The 26,636-nt window shown below is 71.2% G+C and carries 30 protein-coding genes and 2 pseudogenes; 21 read left to right on the top strand and 11 right to left on the bottom strand.

Going from position 1 to position 26,636, the window contains the following annotated elements; translation table 11 throughout:
* Position 1: 1 nt before the first annotated feature.
* The 3 genes from ABD324_RS12340 to ABD324_RS12330 all read right to left on the bottom strand — a co-directional run bounded on the left by ABD324_RS12340 (position 2) and on the right by ABD324_RS12330 (position 2,309).
* Positions 2-865: an SDR family oxidoreductase gene (locus ABD324_RS12340; RefSeq protein WP_344415700.1), complete on the bottom strand. Its 864-nt coding sequence runs from the start codon at positions 863-865 to the stop codon at positions 2-4.
* Positions 862-1,692, bottom strand: a complete 831-nt coding sequence (locus ABD324_RS12335) for an alpha/beta hydrolase (RefSeq protein WP_344415698.1) — start codon at positions 1,690-1,692, stop codon at positions 862-864. The genes ABD324_RS12340 and ABD324_RS12335 overlap by 4 nt, the downstream gene beginning before the upstream one ends.
* A 194-nt stretch (positions 1,693-1,886) precedes the next feature.
* Positions 1,887-2,309 (bottom strand): nuclear transport factor 2 family protein, encoded by a 423-nt coding sequence (locus ABD324_RS12330; protein ID WP_344415696.1) that lies wholly within the window; start codon positions 2,307-2,309, stop codon positions 1,887-1,889.
* A 399-nt stretch (positions 2,310-2,708) separates the two neighbouring features.
* On the opposite strand from ABD324_RS12330, the gene ABD324_RS12325 reads away from it, so the two are divergent.
* Positions 2,709-3,476 carry a hypothetical protein gene (locus tag ABD324_RS12325; RefSeq protein WP_344415694.1) on the top strand — a complete coding sequence of 256 codons (768 nt, stop codon included), beginning with the start codon at positions 2,709-2,711 and terminating at the stop codon, positions 3,474-3,476.
* A gap of 88 nt (positions 3,477-3,564) precedes the next feature.
* Complete coding sequence (locus ABD324_RS12320; protein WP_344415692.1) at positions 3,565-5,601, top strand: molybdopterin-containing oxidoreductase family protein; 2,037 nt, start codon at positions 3,565-3,567, stop codon at positions 5,599-5,601.
* A gap of 20 nt (positions 5,602-5,621) precedes the next feature.
* Here ABD324_RS12320 and ABD324_RS12315 read toward each other — a convergent pair whose 3' ends face one another.
* Complete coding sequence (locus tag ABD324_RS12315; protein WP_344416378.1) at positions 5,622-6,569, bottom strand: TIGR03619 family F420-dependent LLM class oxidoreductase; 948 nt, start codon at positions 6,567-6,569, stop codon at positions 5,622-5,624.
* 112 nt (positions 6,570-6,681) lie between these two features.
* On the opposite strand from ABD324_RS12315, the gene ABD324_RS12310 reads away from it, so the two are divergent.
* Complete coding sequence (locus ABD324_RS12310; RefSeq protein ID WP_344415690.1) at positions 6,682-7,479, top strand: AMP-binding protein; 798 nt, start codon at positions 6,682-6,684, stop codon at positions 7,477-7,479.
* Positions 7,480-7,516: 37 nt separating this feature from the next.
* A pseudogene (locus tag ABD324_RS37215) lies at positions 7,517-7,765 on the top strand (AMP-binding protein); the annotation flags it as partial.
* On the opposite strand, the gene ABD324_RS37210 reads toward ABD324_RS37215, so the two are convergent.
* The 3 genes and pseudogenes from ABD324_RS37210 to ABD324_RS12305 form a co-directional block, all read right to left on the bottom strand.
* Positions 7,659-7,931: an AMP-binding enzyme gene (locus ABD324_RS37210; protein ID WP_425565845.1), complete on the bottom strand. Its 273-nt coding sequence runs from the start codon at positions 7,929-7,931 to the stop codon at positions 7,659-7,661. The pseudogene ABD324_RS37215 and the gene ABD324_RS37210 sit on opposite strands and share 107 nt — an antisense overlap.
* Before the next feature lie 196 nt (positions 7,932-8,127).
* Positions 8,128-8,238 (bottom strand): annotated as a pseudogene (locus ABD324_RS37205) (hypothetical protein); the annotation flags it as partial.
* An 11-nt stretch (positions 8,239-8,249) separates the two neighbouring features.
* Entirely contained in the window at positions 8,250-8,453 is a 204-nt protein-coding gene (locus tag ABD324_RS12305; protein ID WP_344415688.1) for a hypothetical protein, read from the bottom strand.
* A 283-nt stretch (positions 8,454-8,736) separates the two neighbouring features.
* Between ABD324_RS12305 and ABD324_RS12300 the strand changes: the two genes are divergently transcribed.
* Positions 8,737-9,537: a mycofactocin-coupled SDR family oxidoreductase gene (locus ABD324_RS12300; protein WP_344415686.1), complete on the top strand. Its 801-nt coding sequence runs from the start codon at positions 8,737-8,739 to the stop codon at positions 9,535-9,537.
* Between the two features lie 38 nt (positions 9,538-9,575).
* Here the strand turns inward: ABD324_RS12300 and ABD324_RS12295 are convergent, their stop codons facing one another.
* Positions 9,576-9,800: a hypothetical protein gene (locus ABD324_RS12295; RefSeq protein ID WP_344415684.1), complete on the bottom strand. Its 225-nt coding sequence runs from the start codon at positions 9,798-9,800 to the stop codon at positions 9,576-9,578.
* A 565-nt stretch (positions 9,801-10,365) separates the two neighbouring features.
* On the opposite strand from ABD324_RS12295, the gene ABD324_RS12290 reads away from it, so the two are divergent.
* The 4 genes from ABD324_RS12290 (at position 10,366) to ABD324_RS12275 (ending at position 12,466) form a co-directional block, all read left to right on the top strand.
* Positions 10,366-11,343: a branched-chain amino acid ABC transporter permease gene (locus ABD324_RS12290; protein WP_344415682.1), complete on the top strand. Its 978-nt coding sequence runs from the start codon at positions 10,366-10,368 to the stop codon at positions 11,341-11,343.
* A 176-nt stretch (positions 11,344-11,519) separates the two neighbouring features.
* Positions 11,520-12,017, top strand: coding sequence for a hypothetical protein (locus ABD324_RS12285; protein ID WP_344415680.1), 498 nt, complete (start codon positions 11,520-11,522; stop codon positions 12,015-12,017).
* 9 nt (positions 12,018-12,026) lie between these two features.
* On the top strand, positions 12,027-12,254 hold the full coding sequence (locus ABD324_RS12280; RefSeq protein ID WP_344416377.1) for a hydantoinase/oxoprolinase N-terminal domain-containing protein: 228 nt from the start codon (positions 12,027-12,029) through the stop codon (positions 12,252-12,254).
* The gene (locus ABD324_RS12275; protein WP_344416375.1) at positions 12,203-12,466 is read left to right on the top strand and encodes a hydantoinase/oxoprolinase family protein; all 264 of its coding nucleotides are present in this window, start codon (positions 12,203-12,205) and stop codon (positions 12,464-12,466) included. The genes ABD324_RS12280 and ABD324_RS12275 overlap by 52 nt, the downstream gene beginning before the upstream one ends.
* Before the next feature lie 223 nt (positions 12,467-12,689).
* Here ABD324_RS12275 and ABD324_RS12270 read toward each other — a convergent pair whose 3' ends face one another.
* Positions 12,690-13,574: a hypothetical protein gene (locus ABD324_RS12270; RefSeq protein WP_344415678.1), complete on the bottom strand. Its 885-nt coding sequence runs from the start codon at positions 13,572-13,574 to the stop codon at positions 12,690-12,692.
* Between the two features lie 151 nt (positions 13,575-13,725).
* On the opposite strand from ABD324_RS12270, the gene ABD324_RS12265 reads away from it, so the two are divergent.
* Genes ABD324_RS12265 through ABD324_RS12235 form a run of 7 tightly spaced genes read left to right on the top strand, consistent with a single transcriptional unit; the run spans position 13,726 to position 19,739 of the window.
* On the top strand, positions 13,726-14,589 hold the full coding sequence (locus ABD324_RS12265) for an acyl-CoA thioesterase (protein ID WP_344415676.1): 864 nt from the start codon (positions 13,726-13,728) through the stop codon (positions 14,587-14,589).
* On the top strand, positions 14,586-15,683 hold the full coding sequence (locus ABD324_RS12260) for an acyl-CoA dehydrogenase family protein (RefSeq protein WP_344415674.1): 1,098 nt from the start codon (positions 14,586-14,588) through the stop codon (positions 15,681-15,683). Before ABD324_RS12265 ends, ABD324_RS12260 begins: the two co-directional genes overlap by 4 nt.
* Positions 15,680-16,837 (top strand): acyl-CoA dehydrogenase family protein, encoded by a 1,158-nt coding sequence (locus ABD324_RS12255; RefSeq protein ID WP_344415672.1) that lies wholly within the window; start codon positions 15,680-15,682, stop codon positions 16,835-16,837. The genes ABD324_RS12260 and ABD324_RS12255 overlap by 4 nt, the downstream gene beginning before the upstream one ends.
* 31 nt (positions 16,838-16,868) lie before the next feature.
* Complete coding sequence (locus tag ABD324_RS12250; RefSeq protein WP_344415670.1) at positions 16,869-17,489, top strand: isochorismatase family protein; 621 nt, start codon at positions 16,869-16,871, stop codon at positions 17,487-17,489.
* Positions 17,486-17,971 carry a MaoC family dehydratase gene (locus ABD324_RS12245; protein WP_344415668.1) on the top strand — a complete coding sequence of 162 codons (486 nt, stop codon included), beginning with the start codon at positions 17,486-17,488 and terminating at the stop codon, positions 17,969-17,971. The genes ABD324_RS12250 and ABD324_RS12245 overlap by 4 nt, the downstream gene beginning before the upstream one ends.
* Entirely contained in the window at positions 17,968-18,744 is a 777-nt protein-coding gene (locus ABD324_RS12240; RefSeq protein WP_344415666.1) for an SDR family NAD(P)-dependent oxidoreductase, read from the top strand. The genes ABD324_RS12245 and ABD324_RS12240 overlap by 4 nt, the downstream gene beginning before the upstream one ends.
* 38 nt (positions 18,745-18,782) lie before the next feature.
* Positions 18,783-19,739 carry a TIGR03619 family F420-dependent LLM class oxidoreductase gene (locus tag ABD324_RS12235; RefSeq protein ID WP_344415664.1) on the top strand — a complete coding sequence of 319 codons (957 nt, stop codon included), beginning with the start codon at positions 18,783-18,785 and terminating at the stop codon, positions 19,737-19,739.
* Positions 19,740-19,758: 19 nt separating this feature from the next.
* Here ABD324_RS12235 and ABD324_RS12230 read toward each other — a convergent pair whose 3' ends face one another.
* Positions 19,759-20,187: a nuclear transport factor 2 family protein gene (locus ABD324_RS12230; protein ID WP_344415662.1), complete on the bottom strand. Its 429-nt coding sequence runs from the start codon at positions 20,185-20,187 to the stop codon at positions 19,759-19,761.
* A gap of 99 nt (positions 20,188-20,286) precedes the next feature.
* Here ABD324_RS12230 and ABD324_RS12225 point away from each other — a divergent pair, with 99 nt between their 5' ends.
* From ABD324_RS12225 to ABD324_RS12215, 3 genes are read left to right on the top strand one after another with little or no spacing between them, the layout of a single operon-like run.
* Complete coding sequence (locus tag ABD324_RS12225; RefSeq protein ID WP_344415660.1) at positions 20,287-21,435, top strand: acetyl-CoA C-acetyltransferase; 1,149 nt, start codon at positions 20,287-20,289, stop codon at positions 21,433-21,435.
* A gap of 51 nt (positions 21,436-21,486) precedes the next feature.
* Positions 21,487-22,341 (top strand): hypothetical protein, encoded by an 855-nt coding sequence (locus ABD324_RS12220; protein ID WP_344415658.1) that lies wholly within the window; start codon positions 21,487-21,489, stop codon positions 22,339-22,341.
* Positions 22,342-22,351: 10 nt separating this feature from the next.
* The gene (locus tag ABD324_RS12215) at positions 22,352-23,698 is read left to right on the top strand and encodes an MFS transporter (RefSeq protein ID WP_344415656.1); all 1,347 of its coding nucleotides are present in this window, start codon (positions 22,352-22,354) and stop codon (positions 23,696-23,698) included.
* A gap of 46 nt (positions 23,699-23,744) precedes the next feature.
* On the opposite strand, the gene ABD324_RS12210 is transcribed toward ABD324_RS12215, so the two are convergent.
* On the bottom strand, positions 23,745-25,016 hold the full coding sequence (locus ABD324_RS12210) for a DUF427 domain-containing protein (protein WP_344415654.1): 1,272 nt from the start codon (positions 25,014-25,016) through the stop codon (positions 23,745-23,747).
* Positions 25,017-25,164: 148 nt separating this feature from the next.
* On the opposite strand from ABD324_RS12210, the gene ABD324_RS12205 reads away from it, so the two are divergent.
* A complete protein-coding gene (locus ABD324_RS12205; RefSeq protein WP_344415652.1) occupies positions 25,165-25,983 on the top strand; it encodes an SDR family oxidoreductase in 819 nt (272 codons plus the stop codon).
* A 49-nt stretch (positions 25,984-26,032) separates the two neighbouring features.
* Positions 26,033-26,626 (top strand): TetR/AcrR family transcriptional regulator, encoded by a 594-nt coding sequence (locus ABD324_RS12200; protein ID WP_344415650.1) that lies wholly within the window; start codon positions 26,033-26,035, stop codon positions 26,624-26,626.
* The last annotated feature ends 10 nt before the right edge of the window (positions 26,627-26,636 follow it).

The following is a 26,636-nucleotide window of genomic DNA, read 5'->3' as shown; positions in this document are numbered from 1 at the left end:
GTCAGGCTCCCGGCGCGGCGGACGGCTGCGTCGTCGCCGTCACGCCATCCATCGCCTCGTCGCCGAGCCGACGGCGGGCGACCGCCTCAAGATCGGGGGCCCCACGCAGCTCATGGCCTCCGTCGACGGCGAAGCTCTGCCCCGTGACCCAAGCGGATTCCGGGCCGGCCAGGAAACGCACCGCCCCACCAACGTCGGCCGCGATCCCGGTCCGCCCGAGCGGTGTCACCCGCAGGTAGTTGTCCACCAGCCGTGGATCGGAGAAGATCGGGCTGTGTGCCTCGCGCCTCACCAGGCCGGGCCGCAGGGCATTCACACGGATGTTGAAAGTGCCGAGCTCGTCCGCCGCGACACGGATGAGTGCCTCGAGGCCGGCCTTGGAGGCGCAGTAGGAGCTCAGGTATGGATAGGCGATCGTCGCGCTGTTGGACGAGATCGCTACGAACGAGCCGCCACCGGCGGCCCGCATCGCGGTGGCGCTGTGCTTCAGCGTCAGGAACGTGCCAACAATGTTGAGGGCGAGGTCGTCGCGCAGCTGGTCCGCGGGTGTCAGCAGCAGGGGCGCCATTCCGGACGAGCCGCCCGCCGACGCCACGCAGATGTTCAGGACGTCGTGGCGGTCCGTCGCGTAGGCCACCGCCCGTTCGACATCGCTCTCGATCGTGACGTCGCATCGGGTCCACTCGACTCGTGCCCCGGGCCGTTCCTGCCGCAGTGTCTCCGCCGCGCGCTGGAGCTTCGACTCGTCACGGCCCACGATGGTGACGGCCGCACCGTCCCGGGCGAGCCGCCGAGCCGATTCGAACCCGATCGACGAACCCCCGCCCGTCACTAGCGCGGCCGAGCCCTCCAACGTCGGTGTCACTTGGTCTCCTTCCCCGCAGCACTGCGCGCACCCACCGGCCCGAGGACCCCGCCCAGCCAGTTCTCGACGATCGAGTTCCAGCGGTGCATCACTGCAGAGTCCGCGAACATCTGGACCCCGTGCGGCGCACCGGCCACCACGTGCAGGTCGGTTGGCACTCCCGCGTCCGCAAGGCGCACGGCATAGGCGACGTTCTCGTCCCTGAAGCCGTCGGCGCCCCCGACGATCACGAGTGCCGGCGGCAGGCCGCTCAGGTCCCCCGCGCGGCCCGCCGCCGCGTAGGCGGGCAGATCCGCGGTACGGGCCAGCGGACCCAGATAGCTCGCCCACCCGAAGGCGTTGGACTCACGGTTCCAGATGGCGAGCTCGTCCGCACGACTCGACGCCGTGGTCTGCCGGTCGTCGAGCATGGCAGCCTCCAGCACCTGGAAACCCAGCCTGAACGCTCCCTTGTCCCGTGCGTAAAGCGCCAACGCCGCCGCCAGCCCACCACCGGCGCTCGGCCCGTAGACCCCCACCCGTCCGACGTCGATCCCTAGTCGATCGGCGTTGTCCACCACCCAGGACAAGGTGCAGTAGCTGTCCTCGAGCGCGGCGGGGTACGGCGCCTCGGGCGCCAGCCGGTACTCGACGGAGACCGCCACGCAGTCGAACGTCGTGCACCAGTGCGCCAACCGCTCGTCCTGGGCCGCTCTCGAGCCGAAGACGTAACCGCCCCCGTGCAGCCCGAGCACGCAGGGGGCCGACGACCGCCCGGAGCGAGGCCTGTGGACCCGGACGACGAGCGGCGGTTCGGAGCGAATGACCTCGTCGACGCTCAGGACCATCTCGGTGGACCGGGGTCCGCTGGGCAGCGAAATCTCACGAAGCGACGACAGGCTCGCTTCCGTGGCCGTCAGGGGCGGTAGGGCGGCAACCAGGGGCTGCAGCTCCTCCGCGATCGGAAGTACCGACTCAGGCACAATGACACAACTTTCGTGGGTCCATGACGTCTCTGTCTGCCTGGAACTTCCTGGTCGGGTCAGGCCTGGGGTGCGGTCTCATAGATCGGCAGCTTCAGCCCCGCCTTCTGGCCCCGTTCGAGGGCGTAGTCGTAGTAGAGGCGCCAGGCCGCAATCTTGTCACCGTCAAATTCGAAGATCCCGAAGCACGGAACTTCGTAGTGCTTGCCTTCGTGGTCGGAGATGTCGACCCACTCGACAGCGACCCGGTTGTCCTGGCCGGTCACGGTCCGCGGCGTCGTGACGATGTCGGTGTGGCTCGTGAACCAGATCGTGAACATCTCGTGGATCTCTTCGCGCCCGACGTAGGGCTCCTTCATCATCATCTGGATGTAGGCGTAGTCCGTGAACAGGTTCGTGGCCTCGTCCGGGGCCAGCCTTCCCATGTCGCGGTGGAACCGTTCCACGATGGCAACGATGTGGTCGACGCTCGCGGTCACCATTCTCTGATCCTCCGGCGGGGTGGGACGGTCGTGATGAGGTCGTGCCGGCGCATGCGAAGCCTTCAGCGGGCGCACACGACGTGGAGCAGGATGCGATGTAGTGGTCGGCATTCTCGCGCTCCGTACCTGCTCCGACCACGCGGCCGGCCCGAATGGGCGGCGCCCCGGGACTCCTAGGGTCTACTGGAGCTTGACGATAATGTCAACAACTCGATCCCGAGCCTCTCGGATCACCGATCGCACGCCAGCGCGCCTCCCTGGCGACCTCACCCTGACCGCGCCCGACCCAGAAGACGTCCGCTATAGTAGGTACAAGCTAGCGCTTGCTCGATGGTGAGATCCCGGCACGGACTCGACGTGGAGGTCATCGTGTTCTCAGAGCGCACCTTCTTTTCATTCGTGACGCTGAGCGATAAGTCACCGGCCCAGCACCGCATCTACAACGAGTGGCACCAGCTCGACCACCGCCCGGAGAATTTGCGTCTTCCCGGTGTCGCCTGGGGCGACCGCTGGGCCCGGACACCGGGCTGTGCGCAGGTCGGCCGGGAGGTCGCTGGCGAGCCGGACGCGCCCTTCGCCGACGTCGACTACATGGCGATGTACTGGTTCCGCCCGCCCTACGACACGAGCCTCGACGAGTGGAACAGGCTGGGTGAGGACTCGTTCCAGTGGGGCCGCGGACCGCTTCTGCCCGGGGTGCGGCGTCCCCTGCTCGGGTTCTTTGCACCGGTTCTCGGGTACGCCGCGCCGCGAGTCGCCGTCTCGGCCGAGACCCTCCCCTTCCGACCGAATCGCGGGATGCACCTCACGCTGACCCGACTCGACGAACCGCACGGAGCGACCGCACACGAGCAGTTCCGCTGGCTCGACACCGTCCGTATCCCGGACCTGCTCGACTGTCCGGGCGTTGCGGGTGCGTGGACCTTCTCGTTGATCGAGACCCAGCGGCACACGAGCCTCCCGCTCGACTCGGTCCCGGACCACCCCCGCGGCTCGCTGCGGATCACGCTGCTCTACCTCGACGACGACCCCGAGCAGGTCACGCGGGAGATAGGCAAGCGGATCGCCGCCCAGGACGCCGACGGGCGAGGGGCGCCCGCCCCGCAGGCCGAGCAGGTCCTGCTCTCCACACCACTGCGGACGATCATCCCGTGGCAGGACTGGTGAAACGAATCCGCCGAGCGATACCGATCCCGGTGCACCGCAGAACCACCTCGGATCGGTAGCCGCGGCGCGTAGTCGGAGGTGCATCACAATGGGAACAGCCGAGGTCCGGACCTTCTGTCGCCTGTGCACTGCGGGTTGCGGGGTGCTCGTCTCCGTGGAGGCCGACACCGTCATGAAGGTGCGGGGAGACAAGGCACATCCGATTTCTCAGGGATACACCTGTGTGAAAGGCCGTTCACTCGGCGTCGCGCACCACGACCCGACACGACTGAACGAGCCGATGATCCGTCGGAACGGCCGCCTCGTCGAGGTCGGGTGGACCGAATGGCTCGACGATCTGAGCGGCCGATTGTCGTCGATCATCGCCGGGTACGGCCCCTCCGCGGTCGGAGGCTTTTATAGTGGTGGATCGTATTTCGACGCGTCCGGCCACAGGATCGGCCAGGCCTTCCTCTCTGCATTGGGAACGAACAGCGTCTACAGCAGCTACACTCTCGACTCCCCCAACAAACCACTGGTGGCGGACCTGGTCGGTGGTTCCGTGCGGCTGTTTCCGGTACCCGACCTCGAGGGAACGGAGTTCATGCTGATCGTCGCGACGAACCCCGTCATCTCCCACGGCCACGGAATTGGGATGAGCAACCCGCTCGGACGGCTACGGCAGATCCGCTCCAGAGGACAGGTGTGGGTTCTCGACCCGAGACGCACCGAAACCGCGAGGGCGGCCACCCGGCATCTCTCGGCCAGGCCCGGAACGGACTACGCCGTGCTGGCGTTCCTGGTCCGCGAGCTTCTCTCGAGTGGTGCCGATCAGCGCTACCTGGAGGACCACGTCGCCGGGACAACGAAGCTCAAGCGCACGGTCGCCGGTTTCGACATCGACACCGTGGCCGGCATGACCGGCCTGCAGGAACAGGATCTACTGGATCTTCTGAGCGCGGTTCGGCGGGCCGGCCGCGTTTCGATCGTGACGGGGACCGGCGCTTCGATGTCACGTACCGCGAATGTCCTGGAGTGGATGGCCTGGGCATTGGGAGCGGTCACCGGCTCGCTGGACCGCCCCCGAGGGACATGGTTCAACCCGGGCTTCTTCCGACAGAACGACAGAAGCACGTTCCAGCCAGCACCGCCCGAAGGGAATGTGACCCCGGGCCCCTTGAGCCGGCCCGAGCTGTGTGGGCGAAACAATCAGCTACCGGCGGTGGCCATCCCGGACGAGGTCGCGGCCGGAAACCTGCGAGCCCTGTTCGCTCTCGGTGCGAATCTCGTCGCGGCGAACCCGCAAACCAGGAGATTGACCGACGCGCTGCGGGACATAGAAATTCTCGCTGTCGTCGATATCGTCGCCAACGAGACGACGGAGTTCGCGACACACGTGGCGCCGGCCGCGGGCCCGCTCGAACGATCGGACCTGAGCACCTCGTCGGAGATATTTCAGTCGAGTGTCGTCGGTCAGTACACGCCGGCGACCGTCCCGCTCAGCGGAGGACGGAGGCCACTGTGGTGGATCATGGCACAGATCGCCGACCGACTCGGCCTCGACGTTCTAACCGGTGGGCTGGATCCACATCGAGCGACCACCGACGACGTCCTGGCCGAGATGGCCGCCGGCGCACGCCTGCCGTTCAGCCAGGTGCTCGACGGTGACGGGCCCGTCTTTGCCGAGACGAGCGCCATCTTCGGGTGGGTACTGGGGGGTGCCGTACTTCCGGAGGGACGTTGGCGGATCGCACCCCCACTCCTGGTGGGGCAGCTCGCCGAACTCACTCACGCCCCAGGCCCGCTCGTGTTGATACCCCGACGCGAACGCAGGCAGTTGAACGGATTCCTGCGCTTCCTCCAGGAAACCCCGATGCCGGAGGTGATCATGCATCCCGCCGACGCGGACCGTGCGTCGGTCGGAGACGGTGACGTCGTGACGATCGGTACCGACATCGGCGAAATGCAGGGCCTGGCCCGAATCGACGCGGACATGAGCATCGGCGTTCTGAGTATCCCCCACGGCTGGCGGGCGCCGTCCTCCGTGAACGACCTGCTGTCGGGTGAGCACGACATCGATTCGCTCACCGGAATGCCGACGTTGTCGGGGGTGGCCGTGACCCTCCGCAGGGGGAGCACTCGGTGAAGCGGGCCGTCGGGCGCGGGTCATAGCCGCGGGGATCCGTCCACCTCGGACATCACCTCGCTCGCGAACCACCGCAGGTAGTCGCAGTACTCCGCCTCCGACCCGACTGCCGGCGGCGACTCCGCCACCGTCCGGGTGATGCCGACCTTGCGATACGGGCCCAGGTAGGCCGCGACAAGCTGGTCCCGATACGCCCGCAGGGCCGTCGGCGTCGTCTGGGCGAACCCGTTCGACAGCTCGACACCTGCCGGGGACTTGATCCAGTTGAGATCGAACGTCCGCTCCTTTCCAGTGAACTCCGGCCTGGCACGCACGTAGTCCATCAGCGGTGGGATCATCTCGAGACTGAAGTCGGTCGGGTTGGGCTGCCACCCGTCGTGGCGGGCCGCGCGTCGGAGGGCGGGTTTCGAGTTGCCGCCGACATAGATCGGCGGATGCGGCTTCTGCAGCGGGGTCGGCTCGATCGCCAGGCCCTCGATCGTGAACCGGGCGCCGCGGTGCGCGGGGTACTCCTGGGTCCAGAGCGTGGTGAGCGCCACGAGGATCTCGTCCGTAATCGCCCCACGCCGCTCGAAGGGTATGTCCACCGCGGCGAACTCCGACTCCGCATGACCGACCCCGATCGAGACGTCCAACCGGCCGGCCGAGAGCACGTCAATCGTTCCGAGGGCCTTGGCGAGGCGTAGCGGATGATGGAGTGGGAGCACGAGTACGGCGAAGTCCAGCCGGATCCGGCGAGTGGCGGCGGCGGCGAACGCGGCCACCGTTAGCGCGTCCTGCCAATACGAACCCAGCCGCGGCACCTCGTGATGAGGCATCGCCAGGTGCTCCGACACCGCAACACCACGGAACCCCGCCTCGTCGGCCGTGGCCAGGATCCGACGGAAGCCGTCGGAGTCGAGCTCGTGGGACCAGGGATAGAAGCCCGGGAGACGATTGGTCCCGGGCAGGATGATATCGAACTGCATGCGCACCCTCCAGTGGTCGACTAAGAGTACCAAGCGCTTGGTTGACAGCCAGCCTCGTGTGTGCCGCGATGCTGACCGGACACCACCCCGGCTCCTTGCAAGGACGGATGCGATGAGCAGCACAGGCAGCCGCAGGCCCACCGTGACGCGCCCGCGAATTCCTGATGTCGAAACCGTTCCCAGCGCGCTACGCCGGACGGCCGATCTGCACGGCGACGTCGAGGCAGTTGTCGATCGCGACGCCCGATTGACATACGTCCAGCTGCGCCGTGAGGTCGAGGACGTGTCAGCTGCGCTGTTCGCCCGGGACCTGCGCTCCGGCGACGTTGTGGCGATCTGGGCACCGAACTGGAGCCGGTGGGCGCTCACGGCTCTGGCGTGCATGAACGTCGGCATCACCCTCGTCCCGGTGAACACTCGGTACAAGGCCGAGGAAGCCGACGCGGTTCTGGAGCGCAGTGGCGCCTCCATGGTGTTCGTCGAGGACGGGTTCCTCGGTGTCGACTACTCGTCCATGGTCATGAGCAACGCCTCGTCCACGCGGCCCCCACGATCGTCACGTTCGGCCCCGTCGAACGCATGGGGCTCGCTCCTCGCGGCGGCCGGCGACGTCGACAGGGCAGCGGTCGAGAGCGCGAGCGGACTCGTCGCCCCGGGCACCCGGACGCAGGTCATGTTCACCTCCGGCACGACCGGCGCCGCCAAGGCAGTCCCGCTCACGCACGGACAAGCCGTCGGTCTGTACAGCGCCTACTCCGCCAACCTCGGGCTGCGCGCGGGCGACCGCTACATCTTGGTTAATCCGTTCTTCCACAGCTTTGGTCTGCTGGCCGGTCTGCTGTCGTGCATCCTCCGAGTGGCGACCGCCATCCCGGTGCCTCGACTCGCCCGTCCGATGTCCTCGCCCTGATCGAGCAGGAACGCGTGACAGGTCTCCCGGGTCCCCGATGCTGTTCGCCACACTGTTGAACGATCCGGCACGTACGGGCCGGAAGCTCTCGTCGTTGCGGCTGGCAGTGACCGGCGCGTCGATGATCCCGTCCGCACTGATCCGTCGGATGCGAGTGGAGCTGGGCTTCCAGGACATCGTCACGGCCTACGGGTTGACTGAGTCGAGCGGCGTCGTGACGATGTCCCGGCTTGGCGATACCGACGAGGTCGTCGAGACGACCAGCGGGCGGGCGGTCGCGGGCGTCGAGGTGCGCATCGACGCCGCGCCGGGGGACGGCGAGGTCCTGGTCCTGGTCCTGGTCCTGGTGCCGGCTGCACCACCGCGCAGATCCGCTCTACCCGCTCGGGGTCGGGTAGCCCGATCACCGCGACGTCCGCGATCTCGTCGAGTTGCTCCAGGACCTCCTCGATCTCGGCCGGGCTGATGGACTCGCCCTTGCGTCCTTCTCCCGCCCCACGAGGACGACATGGCCTTCCCCGCGCACGTACCCGAGGTCACCGGTGAAGAACCAGCGCCGTCGTGCGGTCTCAACGGCTCGCCGTCGAGGAGGTAGTGGCGGAAGAGCATCGGCCCCCGGACCCATACCCCGCCGCGCTCCCCCGGTTCGAACACCTCGTCGTCCTCGGAGCGGATCTCGACCTCGCAGCCGCGCACCGGGCGGCCGGAGGCGGCCTCGCGCGCCTCGTCGGTGTCGTCTGGCCGGCCGGCCGTGATCATGGGGCACTCGGTCATGCCGTAGCCGTGCGCGACGACGACGTCGAGGCCTTCGGAAACTCCCGGTAGACCTGCGCCGGGAGCGGTGCGCCACCGCCGGTGAGCAGCCGCAGCGTCGGGACGAGCTGTCGCTCCGGCTCGAGCCTCTGCTGCTGGAGGTACAGCAGGGTGTAGAACGCGGTGCTCGCACCGGAGACGGTGACGCCGTGGGCCCGCATCAGCTCGACGTCGTCTAGTAGCCAGGACGGACGCGACGGTCTGGCGGCGACCGTGTTCGTCGGCCAGCATCAGGTCACCGGGCGAGCTCCGGGCCCGATCTTCTCCTCCTCTTGCCCGCGGTGGCGGCCGAGAACCGCCCGACCGACAGTTTCAACTGAGAGATCGCCGCTCGGGTGGAAGCAAGCGATTGGTCGACTCCATCTGACGTGCCAGTATGCGGAAGGCGAGGCGGCTACCTGAGACACGGGCGCCGCTGCACGAACCGACGATCCAGGGGGACAGTTGAGGCTTGCAGGCAAGGTCGTGTTCATCACCGGAGCCGCCCAGGGCCAGGGGCGCAGCCACGCCGTCCGGATGGCGCAGGAGGGGGCCGACATCATCGCCGTCGACCTGTGCGAGCAGCTGGACATCGTGCGGTACGGCATGGGCACCCGCGAGGGTCTCGCCGAGACCGCCCGCCAGGTGGAGGCTCTCGACCGCAGGATCCACACCGCGGTCGCCGACGTCCGCGACGTCGGCGCGCTGGCGAAGGCGCTCAACGAGGGCGTCGCGGAGCTCGGCAGGCTCGACGTCGTGGCGGCCAACGCCTCGGTGGTCACGGTTCAGGCGGCAGAGGACCTCACACCAGAGGTGTGGCAGACCACTCTGGACATCAACCTCACCGGTCTATGGCACACCTGCCAGGTCGCGATCCCGCACTTGCTCACGACCGGTGGAGGAAGCGTGGTCGTGACGGGCTCGACGGCCGCGGTGCGGGGTCTCCCCTTCTTCCTCCCCTACGTCGCGGCCAAGCACGCCCTGGTGGGGGTGACCCGCAGCCTCGCCGTGGAGTACGCCAACCGCAACATCCGCTTCAACATCGTGCACCCGACGGGCGTGAACACCGCCCAGGGCAGGCCCGACGCGCTCCCCGCGCTGCTCGAGAGCCGGTCCGATCTCGCGGGCATGCTGCAGAACTCGCTGCCGGTGGTGCGTCTCGAGCCGGTCGACGTCAGCAACGCGCTCGTCTACCTCGCCTCGGACGAGGCTCGCTACGTCACGGGGAGTGAGCTCACCGTGGATGCCGGCGCGACGATCCGCTGAGGCGAGAGCCGAGCCGGGCACCGGCGCAGCCGTACCGGTCAGGCGGGTACGTCGTGCTGGCGGACCAGGCCGAGCGGCCCCGGCGCACCGGGCTGAGGAGACAGCTGGACCTGACCCTGCCGGCCGACGTCGGCGAGCACGTCCTGCACCGTCTCCTGGGAAAACGCCTCCGACTCGGGACACCACGCCGGGTAGGTCTCCAGATCCAGGTCGAGATCGTCCACCTCGCGGATGCAGAGCCCGAACCCGACCTCGCACTCCATCTTGGTCTCGGCGCTCCCGACGAACAGGGAGAAGCCTTGGCCGGTGGACAGCAGATCGCGAATTCTTGTGTGGACTCTCGACGTCGACCGTCTGGTTCACCCCCGCGCTCCGAGAGAACCGCCCGCAACCGCGCGTAGTAGACGGGAAGGCCGGCGGAGAACGACGAGGTCGAAACAAGGGCTGACCGGTGAAGTCCCGCAGCGAGAGCCGCGGCTTGTCGGCCTGCGGGAGCGACCCCGAGAACATGAGGGCGGTCCGGTCCCGGCGCAGCAGGCACGACGAGATGCGCGAGGACACCGGTCGCTGGTGCACCGGAGCCCGATCGAGGGGCGTGCGCTGCCAGGGACGCGCGACATGGCCTCATCCCCCGCGGGGCCGGTGGTGCTCACACGACCCCCTGTGCCCGCAGGACCACGAGCTAGCTAGCTCGGGGTCGGCCCGCCGGGCCCCACCGCGGTGTTCGATCGCCGGGGTGCTCGACCCGGTGGCGGGCTCGGTCCCCTACCGGGGCCGGCAGATCGCGTACGGGCGTCCCGAGAAGGTCGTCGCGCAAGGGTCTCGCTCGTGCCCGAGGGCCGTGACATCTTCGGCTCGATGACGGTGCGCGAGAACCTGCTGCTCGGCAGCCTGGCACACCGCTCGCGCTGGCGGCAGCACTCCCTCGACCCCGGCGCTCGACCGGTTCCCCGCGCTCCGGGACTGCTCGGCGGGCTCTACGCGGTGGTGCCGATCGGGGTCGCCCCGGTGTTCAGCGTGATGCGGCTGGTCAACTTCGCGCATTCGAGCCTGCTGCTGGTCGGCGCCTACGCCATCTTCTTCTTCGGTCCGTCCGGACCGCTCGTGTGGATCCCGCTCGTCGTGGTCGCCTGTGTCGCCGCGGCCCCGCTGCTGGAGTCGGCGGCCTTCCGCCCCCTGCAGGTCGCGGACGTCACCACGCTCATGATCGCGTCCTTCGCGATCTCCCTGGTGGTGCAGAGCGTGGCCCAGCTGACGGCGGGCAACGTGGCCAAGCCGCTGGTCATGCCCGCGTGCTTCATCAGCTCGGAGTCGCTCGGCGGCATTCGGGTCCAGGCCATCGCGATGGCGACCATCCTCACCACCGCCGTGACGCTGGTGCTGCTCGCGCTGTTCCTCCGCCGGACGACGTTCGGCCTGCAGATGCGGGCCGTCGCGGAGAACCTGACGATGGCGCGCCTGCTGGGGGTCCGGGTCAACGCCGTGCTCCCCGCAGCGTTTGGCATCACCGGGCTCCTGGCCGCCGTCGCCGCGATCCTGTTCGCCGGCCAGGTCGGCACCGTCACCCCGCAGTTCGACTTCAGCATCGTGATCAAAGGGTTCATCGCCTGCGTCGTCGGCGGCATGGGGAGCCTGCCCGGGGCGGCCATCGGAGGTTTCGTGCTCGGCGTTCTCACCACACTCCTGCAGGCGGTGCTCCCCGCCGGGCTCGCCGATTACGGGGACGGCTTCCTGTACGTCGCGGTGATCCTGATCCTCCTCGCCCGGCCCCAGGGGATCCGCGGAACCCTCGAGAGGACGGCGTGATGGCCCAGACCTCCGTCGAACCCCCGGCCACCGCGACGCGGCGGCTGCTGCCGCGGTAGTGGCCCCTGATCGGGAACGCGGCGGTCACGGACGCGACCACCATGCTCCGCTAACTGGTACTGGTCGTCGGGCTCTCGGTCTTCGTGGCCAACTCCGGGATCGTGTCCTTCGGCCACATGGCGTTCATAGTGATCGGCGCCTACACGTCCGCGATCGTAAGCATGCCGCTGGCGATCAAGGCGACGATGCTGCCCCACCTGCCGGGCGCCCTCGGGCGCCTGCAGCTCGGCCTGGTGCCCGCCACGCTCCTCGCCGCCCTGTTCGCGGCGTGCGTCGCGTTCGTCGTGGGGCTGGTCCTCATGCGGCTCGCGGGCCTCGCGGCGGGCATCGCGACGCTCGGCCTCCTGGTGCTCACCCAGGTCGTGGTGGTCGGGTCCGAGGACCTCACCCGAGGGGTCAAGATACTGACGCCGATCCCCATCGACCTGACCCTCGGCGCCGCGCTCGCGATGGCGATGGTCGCGGTACTCGTGGCGTTTCTCTACCAACGCTTCGCCCTAAAGGAGGGCGGAAAGCGGGACGGGCACGACTTCGGTCACGACTACCCGCAGCCGTACATCCCCCGCAGGTACACCTTCGGAGTCCCGAGCGGGTCACCGCGGAGGGGACCGTGAGCAGGCCCCCTGGACGAGGGCCGGGTGGCCGAGATCCTCGCGCGGCTCGCCGCCGGGGGCTTCGAGGCCGTCGCCGTGAGCCTGCTGTGGTCGGTGGCGAACCCCGCCCACGAGGAGCGGATCGGCGAGCTGCTCGAGGAGCTGTTGCCGGGCATTCCCCACACGCTCTCGCACCGCTCGCGCCGATCGTCCGGGAGTACCGCCGCGCCTCCGCGACGGCGATCGACGCCTCGCTGAAGCCCCTCATCCAGCGGCACCTCGGCGAGCTGCAGCGCGACCTGCGCGGCGCGGGCTGCGCGGGCGAGCTCCTGGTCTCGACGAGCATGGGCGGTGTCATGGACATCGGCGAGATCGTTAAGGCGCCGATCAACGCGGCCAAGTCCGGTCCGGCCATGGCACCGGTGGCGGGCCTGACCTACTCCCGGCTCGAGGCCTGGGCGATGACATGATCGTCTGCGACACCGGCGGGACGCCGTTCGACGTCGGGCTCTCCCGCGACGGTGAGCTGGTCCGCACCCGGGACACCTGGCTGGGCGGGGTCTGAGGGCGACCTGCTCGGCATCTCGTCTGTCGACATCGCTCGATCGGAGCGGGCGGCGGCTCGATCGCCTGGGTCGACGCGGGGCGGCCTGCTCCGGGCGGGACCGCGATCGGCCGGCTCGGTGGCACTGTTCATCGCCCGGTGGTGCGGTACGCGCTGAGGCGGGCACCCGCCTCGAAGAGAGCCGATACCGAGGTGATCCGGACGTCGTCGGCGCCCTCGTCGTGAAGGGTCATCCGGACGCCGACCATGGAGCCGGTCCCGGTGGCCGGCTCGCACTCCACCCGGAACGGGCCGTGCTTCCCCCGGGCCAGGAACATGACGTGCCACGACCGCAGCTGGACCGGCCCGCCGAGCGCGGCCGAGGCGGCGTCCATCGCCGCCGTCTCGAGCAGGACGTGCTGCGGACCGATGTGCAGGGCGGCGTCCGGGGAGGCGACGTCGACGGTGAGCTCGGGCAGGGCCCACTCGCCGGTGGGGCGGCGGAGCACCCCGAACGCCTCGGACAGCGGCGGGAGGTCCGGTGAGTCCTCGATCACCAGCGGGGCACCGGGCATCCTCTGCAGCCCGGCGGGCGGCACGCCGATGATCGCCCCCTGCCCCTCCGTGACCGCCAGGACCCGGTCCGGCGCGTCGGCGTCCACGATCACCGACCGGCTGTACGCGAGCCGGCGGCCGGTCCGGAGGTCCTCGGACCGGCGCACCTCGAAGCTCCGGACGTCGTGCCCCGGGTCGACGATGTGACAGGAGTGGACGACCGGGTTCGGCACCGACGTGAGGTCGGTCAGCAGCCCGCCCTCGGGCGAGGCGATCGAGATCGGCGCGACCAGCAGGCCGCCCGCGGGGTTGCGCATGTCCCGGCGCACCGGGACGGTGCCGTTCTCCTCCCCCTCGTCCATCGAGTCGAAGTGCCTGCCGATGTAGCGGTAGCTCAGGAGGCCGGACCACCGGCGGGTGAGCTCCTCGGCGTAGGCCTCCGGCTGGTCCGTCAGCTCACGGATGTCCCTGACCACCACGAACCTCCACTTGACAATCTCGTCAGATATCGAGCAGAGCCTACCCGTTTCGGCCGATCTTGGAGACATCAGAGCAGGATCCAACTCATTGACACAAGTGTCAGACTGCGGTAGATCAGAGGCGATCGAATTGCCATCTCCGAGGGGAACGATGACGCTCTCCAGTACAGGCACCGCAACGGCGCCTCCGACCCCCGCGGACCTGCTCGCGGTGCGGCGCGAGGAGCCCGGCCGGTTCACCGCGGCCGTCCACCCGGTGGGCGGGCAGGTCGCCTTCGGCGGCCAGCTCGTCGCGCACACGGTCTCCGCCGCCGCTGCCGAGCTGGCCGGGCGCCCCGTGCGGCAGGTGCACACGGTCTTCGCCCGCTCGGGCCGGACCGACCGGCCGGTGGACATCGCGGTCGAGGTCATCCACTCCGGGCGCTCCTTGAGCAGCGCCGAGGTCGCGGTCACCCAGGGCGACCGCGCGCTGTGCCGCTCGCTGGTCCTCGCGGACGAGGGCGACGAGGACCTGATCGCGGCGGCCGAGACCATGCCGGCGGTCCCCGGCCCGGAGTCCCTGCCGGACATTGGGTGGGACGGCAACCTCGCCGCCGCACGGTTCGCCGACCCGGGCTACCGGCCCGCCGAGCGCGGCCCGGACGGCGAGGCCGAGCTCGCGGTGTGGACGCGCTGGCCCGACCTGGCCGACGATCCGGCCGGGCACGCGGCCGCGCTGGCCTGGCACACGGAGCCGTTCGTCATGAACGCCGCGCTGCGGCCGCACGACGGTGTCGCCGTGTCGATGGCCCACGCCGAGCTCGACACCGCGGTGCTCACCCACACCGTCACCTTCCACGCCCCGGCGCGCGCCGACGAGTGGCACCTGGTCTGGCAGCGCGGACTGCACGCCGGTGCCGGCCGCGTCCACGGGCGCGGGGAGGTCTTCACCGCGGACGGCCGCCACGTGGCGTCCTTCGTGCAGGAGGCCATGGTCCGGGCCAACCAGCTCTCGCGAGAGGGAGGACGATCATGACGATCTCGGCATTCGACCGGGTTGCGCCCCGGCTGCGCTGGAACGACTACTCGCTGAGCGACGAGCAGCAGGACCTCAGGGCCGTCACCCAGCAGTTCCTGGAGCGGCACTGCACGAGCGCGGTCGTGCGCGCGGCCGAGCCGGGAGGGTTCGACGAGCGCCTCTGGCAACTCGCCGGGGACGCGGGCATCAGCGGGATCGGCATCGCCGAGGAGATCGACGGCCAGGGCGGCGACCTGCCGGAGCTCGCGGTCGTCGCGGAGGAGCTGGGACGGGCGCTGGCGCCGATCCCCCTCGCCGAGCACATCGTGGCCGTCCGGCTCCTCCATTCGACCGGCGGTGGGGGCTCGGACCTGGCGGGCGCGGTGGCGGGTGGGCTGGTCCTCGGCCTCGCCCCGCTGTCCGGCCGCTCGCCCTGGCCTCAGCTCGTGCCCGGTGGCGCCGCGGCCCGGGCCGTCCTCGGCCTGGTCGACGGGGACCTCGTCCTGCTGCGGCGCGAGGAGTCCCCGCCGCTCGCGGCCACCGAGGCGAACCTGCCGCTGGCCGTGTGGGCGCTCGACGCCGACACCGAGGTCGTCCCGCTGGCGGCCGGCGACGACGCGCGCCGCCTCTGGGAGACGGCGCTGGGCGACTACCGTGTCGTGACCGCCGCGGGGCTGGTGGGGCTCGCGGCGGGTGCCGTCGAGCTGGCCCGCGGCTACGCGACCGAACGCAGCGCCTTCGGCGCCATCATCGGCAGCTACCAGGCGGTCAGCCACACCCTCGTCGACGGCGTCATGCGGATCGCGGCGGCGCGCAACCTGACGCGCCGCGCCGCCTGGTACCACGCGCACGAGTCCGCCACCCGTCCCGAGCTGCCCGCGATCGCCCTGGCCCACGCCGCGGCGGCCGCCACCCGGTGGACCGCGGCCGCGGTTCACGTGCACGGCGGGTTCGGGCTCACCCTCGAGGCCGACGTGAGCCTCTACCACCGCCGCGCCGCCGCGAGGGGCCAGGCCGCGGGCGGGCTGCGCGAGCACCGCGCGGCGATGGCACCCGCACTCGACAGGCTCGTGGCGGCCCGCCGGTCGCCCCGCTCCGAGGAGACCCGATGAACTTCGCCCCGATCGAGGAGACCCCCGAGCTGCGGCGCCTGGCCGAGGAGTACGCCGAGCTCCTCGGCGCGGACTGGTCGCCGAGCCCGCTGGAGCTCTCGCTCGACCACGACCGGCCCGACGTGGACCTCGTCGAGAGGTTCGCCGAGCGTGGCTGGATGAGCCCCGAGAACCCGCCGGAGCAGGGCGGCGCCGGGCTCGGCCCCGTCGAGGCACGCCTGCTGCACCTGCTGCACGACGAGTTCCGCGTGCCCGAGTACGACAACAACCTCATCGTGCCCACGCTGCGCAAGCACGGTTCCCCGCGGCTGCACGCGGAGATCCTGCCGGGGCTCGAGAGCGGCCGGGCCACGTTCAGCCTCGGCTACTCCGAGCCGGACAGCGGTTCGGACATGGCCGCGGCTCGGACCCGTGCCGTGCGCGACGGGGACGACTGGGTGATCAACGGGTCGAAGATGTTCACCACGTGGGCGGAGACCTCGGACTACCTCTTCATGCTCGCCCGCACCGGCACGGTCGAGGAGAAGCACGCCGGCCTCACCGTGTTCCTCGTGCCGATGTCGAGCGAGGGCATCGAGGTGCGGGCCATCCACGTCATGGGCCACGTGCGGACCAACGTCACCTACTACCGCAACGTGCGGATCCCGGACGACTTCAGGATCGGCGAGGTGGGCGCGGGCTGGGCCGTCGTCGCCGAGCCCCTGGCGGCCGAGCACGGCGCGGGTGCGGCCCTGCCGCTGGCCGACCTGAACGGGGTCATGGCCGCGACCTTCACCCGGGTCCTGGAGCGCCTCGTCGAGCGGACCGTCGACTGGGCGGTCGCCGCCGGACCGGACGGCACGTCCCCGATCGACGATCCCGAGGTCCGCAACCGGCTGCTGGACGCGATCGTGGACATCGAGGTCTGCTGGGCCGCCCCGGGTGACTACGGCAAGGTGGTCGCGGCCGGAGCCCTGCAGCACCACGCCGACCGCCTGCTCGACCTCACCGCGCCGTGGGGCCTGCTGAGCGCCGGTACGCCGGGATCGGCCGTGGACGGGCTGCTGGCGTGGGCGCGCGACTTCGCGCCGGCCGCGGACGTGTACGGCGGGACCTCCGAGATCTACCGCAACAACCTGGCCAGGCGGAGCCTGGGGCTCCCGCGTCCGCGATGAGCCCGTGCCCAGACCCGACGAGAGGAACGCGATGACGTCCGGGCCCACCCGGCAGCACCCGGCTCCGGCCCCCGCCACGACGGCGGTCCTGGTCGTCGAGTGCCAGAACGGCGTACTCGGCCCGGAAGCGGCACTGCCCGCGCTGGCCGCCGACGCCGCACCCGCCATCGGCGACCTCGAGCGGCTCCTCCACGGAGCTCGCGCCGCCGGCGTCCTCGTGGTCCACGCGACCGCCGTCGGGGCATTGAGCCCGGACGATGTCGGCACGACGCCGTTGCTGCGGTCGCTGCGCACGGTGAACGGCGACTGGCACGCCGGGCACCCGGCGACGCAGGTCCTGCCCCGGCTGCTCGCACCGACCGACGTGGTGCTCCCGCGCCACCTGGGCCTGTCGCCGACCACGCACACCGAGGTCCTGCCCATGCTGCGGGCCCGCGGGATCGAGACGATCGTGCTGGCCGGCGTCTCGCTGAACGTCGCCCTGGTCCTCGCCGCGGGGGACGCGACCCAGCGGGGCTTCCGCGTCGTCGTCCCCCGGGACGCCGTCGTCGGCACCCCCGCCGAGTACGGAGAACAGATGCTGCGCAACACGTTCGCGATGCTCGCGCGGATCACCGGCGTGGACGACCTGCTCGCGGGGTGGGCGGAATGACCTCCGGACCGACGGACGTCGCGGGGCCGCTGACCGTCCGCGGGCTCGACGAGATCCGGGCGGCCGAGGGCGCCGAGCTGGGCCCGACCCCCTGGATCCTCGTCGACCAGCCGATGATCGACGCCTTCGCCGACGTCACCGGGGACCACCAGTGGATCCACGTGGATCCCGAGCGCGCCAGGGACTCCCCGTTCGGCGGCACGATCGCGCACGGCTACCTGACCCTGGCGCTGTGCAACCAGATCCTCCCCCAGCTCTTCGCCGTGGAGGGCGTGGAGATGGGGATCAACTACGGCGCGGACCGGGTCCGGTTCCCCGCCCCCCTCCCCGCGGGCACGCGGATCCGCGGGTGTGGACGGGTCGACGCCTGCACGGACGTGCCCGGCGGCGTGCAGACCCGGATCACCGTGACCGCGGAGATCGAGGGCGGGTCGCGGCCCGCCTGTGTCGTCGAGACCCTCAGCAGGTGGATGGAGAAATGACCGACGTGGACGACTCGACGAGGTCCGGGGCGATCGTGGTGACCGGGGGCACGGGCGGGATCGGCGAGGCCATCTGCACCGTGCTGGCGGCCCGCGGCAACGACATCGCGCTCACCTACAACTCCGCCGAGGCGCGGGCGAACGACCTGGTCGCGAAGCTCACCGCGCTCGGGGTGCGGGCCTCGGCCGGCCAGGTCACGCTGACGGACGCCGACGCCGTCGCCGCGTTCGTCGCGGCGACGAAGGACCGGTTCGGGGGCGTCCGCGGGGTCGTCCACGCCGCGGGCCCGCACATCCCGATGCGGCACCTGTCGACGGTCCCGCCCGCGCAGTACGCGGAGCACCTCGACCAGGAGGCGGCGGCCTTCTACAACGTGGTGCACGCCGCGCTGCTGGGGCTCCGGGAGACGCACGGCTCGGTCGTGGCCGTCACGACGGCGGCAACGCGCCGGTACCCGGTGCGCGACGGGTTGTCCGCGGGGACCAAGGGGGCCGTGGAGTCGCTGGTCCGTGCCTTCGCGGCCGAGGAGGGACGCTTCGGCGTTCGGTTCAACTGCGTCGGCCCCGGGATGCTGACCGACGGGATGGCCGCCCGGCTCACCGCGTCCGGGGACCTGGACGAGGCGGCGTTGGCCATCACCATGCGCAACATCCCGTTGCGCCGCTTCGGCTCCGCGACCGACATCGCCCACGCGGTCGCCTTCCTGATGTCGGACGAGGCCGGGTTCATCTCGGGCCAGAAGCTCGATGTCGACGGCGGCTACGGGGTCTGACGCCGAGCCGTGTTTGTCCGACTACGAAGGAGACGCCGATGACGGCGCAGGTCAGCGACGATCGAGACGGCCGGGTCCGGCTGGCGCTCACCCTCCCGGTGGGCGGGCAGGTCTTCGGGGACGACGTCCGGCAGATCGTGGAGGCCGCCCGGCGGGCCGAGGACGCGGGGGTCGACACCGTCGTGGTGGTCGACCACGTGGTGATGGGCCTGCGGACCGACCGGTACCGCTGGGGCACGTTCCGGTTCCCCGAGGGCAGCCCCTGGCCGGAACCCCTCACGCTCCTGTCCGCGGTCGCCGCGGTGACCGGCTCCGTCCGGCTCTCGACCGGCATCCTCATCGCCGGCCTCCGGTCCGCGCCCCTGCTGGCGAAGACCGCCGCGACCCTGGACCGGATCTCGGCCGGGAGGCTCGAGCTCGGGGTGGGGACCGGGTGGCAGCGCGAGGAGTACGAGGCCTCGGGTCTGGACTTCGAGCGCCGCGCGGGGATCCTCGACGACACGATCGGCGCGGCGCAGGCGCTCTGGCGCGCGGAGCGGACCGACTTCGACTCCCCCACGGTGCAGCTGTCCGAGATCCGCTGTGATCCCGCCCCCGTGCAGGAGGGCGGGCCGGCGATCCTGTTCTCGGGCCCGCTCACGCCCCGCAACCTCAGGCGCATCCGGACGCTGGGGCAGGGCTGGATCCCGATCATGCGTGAGTCGGGGGACAACGTCCGCGAGGGTGTGGCCCTCCTGCGGGAGGAGTTCCGCGACGCCGGCCGCGATCCGCGGGAGCTGCGGGTGCGCACGGACCTCCCCTTCCGGACGGGCCCGGACGGCTCACCCTCGCTCGAGGCGACGCTCGCCGAGGCGGCCACCCTGGCCGCGTTCGGTGTGACCGAGGTCGCGCTCCACATGGGCGCCTTCGTCGGGGACCCGGCCGGCGTGGACCCCTTCCTCGCCCGCCTCGCCCGCGAATGGAAAGCGGCCGCACCGAGCGTGGCCCTCGGCTGAGCGGGGGCGGAGCGGCGGGTCAGCTCAGGGTGATCCGCCGCTCGGCCAGCAGCCAGCCACCGCCCTCCGACCGGACGAACCGGTCCTCGTAGACACCGGTCGAGAGCAGGACCGGCGTACCGGAGCCGCCCCCGACGAACTGGAAGTAGGACCGGGCGCGGGCCTGGTCTCCCGAGGGGGTCACGACGATGGTGGACACGAGGTGGCGGGCGCCGGAGCCGGGTCCCTGCAGCCCGGAGGCGCGACGCTCCCGAGCTCCGGCGAGCACGTCCGCACGCCCTTCGCGCCGCTGCGCCGGAAGGCCGGTGGCCGGGTTCTCCGGCATCACCCAGACGATGTCCTCGGCGAGCAGCTCCCCGTACTCCTCCAGGGTGTCGAGGTCCGCCGCCTGGGCGATCCGGGCGAGGAGGTCCGCGACGAGCAGTCGGGTCCTGAGGTCGTCGGTCATGGCTTCTCCAGATCGGTTGCTCCGTCCCGCCGACTCTAGTCGACCAAGCGCTTGGTTCTCGGTTAGCCTCAGGAAAGACAGACAACAGAGGAGATGTCGATGGATGCGTTCGTCGTGGAGGCCGTTCGCTCGCCCGTCGGGCGGCGCGGGGGCGGGCTCGCGGGTGTCCACCCCGCGGACCTCGGCGCGGCCGCCCTCACCGCCCTCGTCGAACGGTCGGGCATCGACCCGTCCGCCGTCGAGGACGTCGTCTTCGGCTGCGTCGACACGGTCGGCCCGCAGGCAGGCGACATCGCGCGGACGTGCTGGCTCGCGGCCGGCCTGCCCGAGGAGGTGCCGGGAGTCACGGTCGACCGGCAGTGCGGTTCGTCGCAGCAGGCCGTGCACTTCGCCGCCCAGGCGGTCATGAGCGGCACCGCGGACCTGGTCGTGGCGGGCGGGGTGCAGAACATGAGCGCGATCCCGATCAGCTCCGCCATGACGCTCGCGGCGCCGCTGGGGTTCCCGGACCCCTTCTCCGGCAGCGCGGGCTGGCGTGCCCGCTACGGCGACCAGGAGGTGAACCAGATCCGCTCGGCCGAGATGATCGCCGAGAAGTGGGGCCTCTCGCGCGAGGACATGGAGGACTACGCGGTCACCTCCCACGAGCGCGCGCTGCGGGCTCGTGCCGAGGGCCGCTTCGACCGGGAGATCGTGGCCGTCGCCGGCGTCACGCAGGACGAAGGCCCGCGGGAGCCGAACCTCGACAAGATCCGCTCGCTGGCGCCGGTCCGCGACGGCGGCATCGTCACGGCCGCGGTGTCCAGCCAGATCTCGGACGGCGCGGCGGCCCTGCTGCTCGCGTCGGAGGCGGCCGTCCGCACGCACGGTCTCGTCCCGCGCGCCCGCGTCCGCCATCTCTCCGCGCGCGGAGCCGACCCGGTGTGGATGCTCACGGCGCCGATCCCGGCGACGGCCTACGCCCTCGAACGGGCCGGGATGACGATCGACGACATCGACCTCTTCGAGGTCAACGAGGCGTTCGCGTCGATCCCGATGGCCTGGCTGCAGGAGACGAAGGCGGACCCGGAGCGGCTCAACGTCAACGGTGGGGCGATCGCCCTCGGGCACCCGCTGGGCGCCACCGGGGCCCGGCTCATGACGACGATGCTCCACGAGCTCGAGCGGACCGGCGGACGGTTCGGCCTGCAGGTGATGTGCGAGGGCGGCGGCCAGGCGAACGTGACCATCCTCGAGCGCCTCGGCTGACCGGGCCCGATCCAGGTGCCCGGCCTTCCCGGGCGATCACGGGAGAGACAGATGAGCAGAGCTGCCCAGACCACCTCCGACGCACCACCGCCGCGGAAGGGGCCGAGCGACATCGGGGTGGGGAGCGCCCTGATCACGTTGGTCGAGCCTCTGCCCGGCAACGAACGGGGCCACAACCGCTGGTACGAGGACGACCACTTCTTCGCCGGCGCGATGCACCTGCCGTGGCTGTTCTCCGGACGGCGCTGGGTGGCGACGCGCGACCTGCAGCTGCTGCGCGGCCCCGATCCCTCGCCGATCGCCGACCCGGTCACCGCGGGCTGCTACCTCGGCACCTACTGGATCGCGCCCGGCCGCCTCGACGAGCTGAAGCGGTGGGCGGGCGAGGCCAACGACCGGCTCGTCCGGGAGGGCCGGATCGACAGCGGCCGCACCCACGTCTTCACCTCCTTCCAGGAGGCGGCGGGCACGGTGTACCGCGACGACGAGGTGCCCCGCGACGTCTTCACCCTGGTCGACCCCGCACCGGGCCTGGTCCTCGAGGCGGTCGACGCGCCCACTGCCGAGACCCGGGGGGAGCTCGAGCGATGGCTGCTCGAGGAGCACCTGCCCGCCGTGACGCGCGAGCCGGGCTCGCCCGTCGCGTCGGCGATGGTCTTCCGCACCGAGGGCCCCTATCCCGAGATGAGCGCGGAGGTCCGGGAGATGCTCGGGAAGGTCGGCGCAGGGGGGCGCCGGCTCACCGTCCTCTGGTTCCTGACCGCCGACCCGCGCGACGTGTGGGACACGGTGTTCGCCGGTGAACAGAGCCGGGTCGAGACGGCCGGGCGGGGCCGCGTCTCCCTCCTCGCCCCGTTCATCCCCAGCCGGATGGGCACCAACGCCTACGACGACCAGCTCCGCTGAGAGGTGAGACATGGCATCGAGTACTGAGACGAGCGGTGCGCCGTCCCGGAAGAAGGTGCGCCGCGCACAGCAGGCCGGGTTCCTCGGGACCCTGGTGGAGGCGTACGACTTCTTCGTCTACACCTATCTCGTCCTCTACACGGCCCCCCTGTTCTTCCCCGCCGACAACCCCACGTCCGGTGTCCTCGCCTCGCTGCTGACCCTCGGGGCGGGCTTCCTCGCCCGCCCGATCGGTGGCCTGGTCTTCGGCTGGATGGGCGACCGGCGCGGGCGACGGTTCACGCTCCTGGTCACGGTGACGATGATGGGGGGCGCGACCCTGCTCATCGGGTTGCTGCCGACCTACCAGCAGGTCGGTGTCCTCGCCCCCGTCCTGCTCGTCGTGGTCCGTCTCCTGCAGGGGTTCTCGGCGGGTGGAGAGCTCATGGGCGCGGCCACCTACGTCTCCGAGCACAGCTCGAAGGGCAACCGCGGGCGGTTGAGCTCGGTCACCCCGCTCGGTTTCACCGCCGGGACGGTCCTGGCCCCGGCCGTGGTCGCGCTCGTGACCCTGCTGGTGGGACCGGCGTCGATGGGCTCATGGGGCTGGCGGGTGCCGTTGTTGCTCTCGCTCCCCCTCGCCGTCCTCTGCCTGGCGCTGCGCTCCCGGCTCGACGACTCGCCCGAGTTCGAGAAGCTGGCCGAGGAGCAGGCCCTGGCCCGCACGCCGGTCCGAGAGGTCGTGCGGCACCATTTCCCCGCGCTCATCAGGGTGATCCTGCTCGGCGCGGTCGTGCTGCTCTCCGGCTACGTCGTGGCCGGCTACGTGCCGGTCTTCCTCCAGCAGCAGGCGGGGATCGCGCCGGGCACGGCCGCCACCATGGCAGCGGTCGCGAACTGCGTCGGGATCCCCGTCGTATTCGCCGCGGGCCTGCTCATCGACCGGATCGGCAAGCGCCCGGTGATGGTCCTCCTCCTGGGGACCCTCACCGTGGTCGCCCTGCCGGCCCTCATGCTGATCAAGCACTCCGGCGGCGTGTGGATCCTGGTCGTCGTCGCCTTCGCCGTGCTCGCGGCGCTCGCCTCGTCGTCGTCCGTGCCCGCCTACGCGGCGTTCACCGGGCTGTTCCCCGCCCGCGTGCGCTACACCGGGGCCGCCTTCGGGTTCGGGCTGGGCTCCGCTCTCGGCGCCGGCTTCGGGCCCTACCTGGCGGCACAGCTCTCGGTCTCGACGGGAAACATCTACGCACCCGCGTTCCTGATGATGGGCGTGTCGGTGATCGGCATCGTGGTCATCCTGACGACCCCGAACACGGATGCGGGAGCAGACGTCCCGGACACCCTCGCCGCCGGCGTGGACGCACGTCCCCAGCCCTGACGCGGCAAGCCCGGGGTGCGGACACCCCGGGCCTGCCCGGCCGGGCTCACATGACCCCGGCGGGTCGTTCGACGAGCAGCGGGGCCGGATCGCGGTCGAACGCCCGCACCATGGCCTGGACGGAGAACGTCGCGACCACGGTCCCGTCCCGGTGGAAGACGGTCCCCTGCCCGCCGGCGAGACCGCGGTGGGCGGAGACCGCCCGGGTCGAGTACAGGTGCCACGCCTGCGGATCGAACCGCTCGGAGAAGTGGACCGTGCAGGTGAGCACCCCGGTGGAGAGGCCGACGTGGGCGTCATCCTCGGTCACCGAGTCCTGGCCGCGCATGGACGCGGCGATCGTCCAGTGGGTGAGGGGCTGGACGAGGAGCGCCGCCGCGAGGGCGTCGTCCGCCGGGCGGTCGCGATAGCGGACCCACACGTCGAGCTCGGGTTCGCCGACCACGCGACCGGCCTGCCCGTACGCGTCGCCGACCACCCGGAACTGGCGACCGGTCGTCCCGAAGTCGGACTCCGCGGCAACCTCCGGGCCCTCGACCTCCGGCATGGCGGCGTCGAGCGCGTAGGGGCCAAGACCGCCCCCGTCGAGCTGGACGAGCGCCGTCGCGCAGACCCGGCCGCCCTGGCTCAGGTCGGTGCGCACCGTGCTGAACGAGCGGCCCAGCCGCACGGGGGCGGTCGCGACCGCGACGGGCTCGGCGAACGACGCCGGCAGCAGGAAGTAGCAGGTCGCGCTGGTCACGGCCTTCTCCGGGTCGCGCCGGGCGGAGGCGACGAGCGCGGTGCCGAGCAGCTGGCCGCCCTCGATCACGTCCCGTGCCGTGCGCGGGCCGCGCGGCGAGACGAACGCGCCGCCCTCCCCCGCGTCCTGCGGGTCCATCATGGCCGTCAGGTCGCGGACGTCGCCCCACAGCGGGAAGCGGGTCTCGACCTCGCTCCCGTCCTCCCACGTCTCGACGGCGACGACCCGGACCCGCTCGTGGTAGAAGCAGAGGTGCGAGGCGAGCCGTTCCATCCCGGGGATCGGGTCGGGATAGGCCCAGGCGACGTCCGCGCCGTCGACGTCATGGGGAGCCCCGGCCCGCCAGTAGCGGGCCGTCCCCTTGTACCGGCAGGTCGTCTCGGACCGGGACTCGGCGAGGGACCCGAGGTCCACGTCGTCGACCGGGAAGTACAGCCGGTCCTCCAGCCCCGTCTCCTCGATCAGGAGGCAGTCGCCGCTCTCCGCGACCCGGCGCGTGCCGAGGTAGGCGCGGGCCCGGTACGCAACCGTCCGGACGAGCACCTGGTGCCCGGAACCGGCCTTCGCATCGGCCATGTCGTCTCCTTCGTGGATCGCGGGGGAACGGCGCTCCGGCCGCCTACTGTGAATACCCTCCCGACCCAGCCTTAACCAAGCGCTTGGTCAAAAGTCATGCTGATCCTGCCGTGAGAAGGAGGTCGTCGTCGTGCCGGACGCTCGTGTCGTGGGTGAGCCCACCGTCCCCTGGGACCTGAAGGGCCTCCGCGTTCTGGTGACGGGGGGCGGCCGCGGCATCGGGCGGGTGATCGCCACCCGCTTCCTCGCGGGAGGCGCGGAGGTGGCGGTCTGCGGCCGGACCGAACCGGAGGACCTGCCCGAGGCGGCAGGCACCCGTGCGGTCTTCGTCAGCGCGGACCTGAGGGAGGCCGCCGAGGCCGCGGACGCGGTCCGGGAGGCGGCGCGCCTGCTGGGCGGGCTGGACGTCCTGGTCAACAACGCCGGCGGCTCGCCCTCGGCCGATGCCGCCACCGCGTCGCCGCGGTTCTTCGACCGCGTCGTCGCGCTGAACCTGCACGCGGCGTTCTACTGTGCCCAGGCAGCGCGTCCGCTGATGCTGGAGGGCGGCGGTGGCTGCGTCGTCAACATAGGCAGCATCAGCGGGAAGGACCCGAGCCCGGGCACCTCGGCGTACTCGGTGGCGAAGGCTGGCCTGCTCATGCTCACCCGGTCCCTCGCGCTGGAGTGGGGTCCGGCGATCCGCATCAACCACGTCACGGTGGGGCAGGTCGCCACCGAGGACATGGCGGAGTGGTATGCGGGTGAGGACGGGTCCGGTGAGGCCGTCCTCGAACGGCTGGCGGCCACGATCCCGGCCGGCCGGATGGCCGATCCGGACGACGTCGCCTCGGCCTGCCTGTATCTCGCCTCGCCGCTCGCCGGCTACGTGAGCGGCGCCGACCTCGACGTGACGGGCGGCGGTGAGTTCCCCGCGCGCCACCTCGCGACGCTCCCGCGGGAGCCCGGCGCCGGGGCGCCGCGGTAGCATCCGCCGAACCAAGCGCTCGACCCGAACGGCCTCGGAGGTCCCGGACATGACGTCGCAGGAGAGCCGGCGGACGGAGATCCTGAGGGCCTCGGCCGCCCTGTTCGCGCGGCAGGGCGTGGCGTCCACGACGGTCCGCCAGATCGCGGCCGAGGTGGGGATGCTCTCCGGCAGCCTCTTCCACCACTTCCCCTCGAAGGACGCGATCGTCAACGAGATCGTCACGGACTATCTCGCCGTGCTCCTGCGGAGCTACCGCGAGGTCATGACGCGCGACCTGTCGGCCCGGGGACGCCTCGAGGCCCTCATCACCGCCTCGTTGCGGATCGCCGAAGCCGACCCGCACAGCACGATGATCTACCAGAACGAGATGAGCTACATCCGCGACCTCCCCCAGTACGAGGCCGTGCGGGACGCCGCGGTCGAGGTGCAGGGGACCTGGCTCGCGGTGATCGGCGCGGGCCGCGACGACGGGACCTTCCGCAAGGACATCGAGCCCGGGGTGTTCTACCGGCTCATCCGGGACGCGGTGTGGCTCGCCGTCCGGTGGTACCGCCCGGACGGCAGCTACACGGTCGACCGGCTGGCCGCGGACTGCGCCTCGGTCTTCCTCGACGGGTACGCGGCGTTCGACGACGACTGACGCGCGCCGG

The organism is Pseudonocardia ailaonensis, assembly GCF_039531635.1.
GTDB lineage: Bacteria > Actinomycetota > Actinomycetes > Mycobacteriales > Pseudonocardiaceae > Pseudonocardia > Pseudonocardia ailaonensis.
The sequence above is the reverse complement of the archived record's forward strand: the minus strand, read 5'-3'. Positions and strand labels throughout refer to the sequence as shown.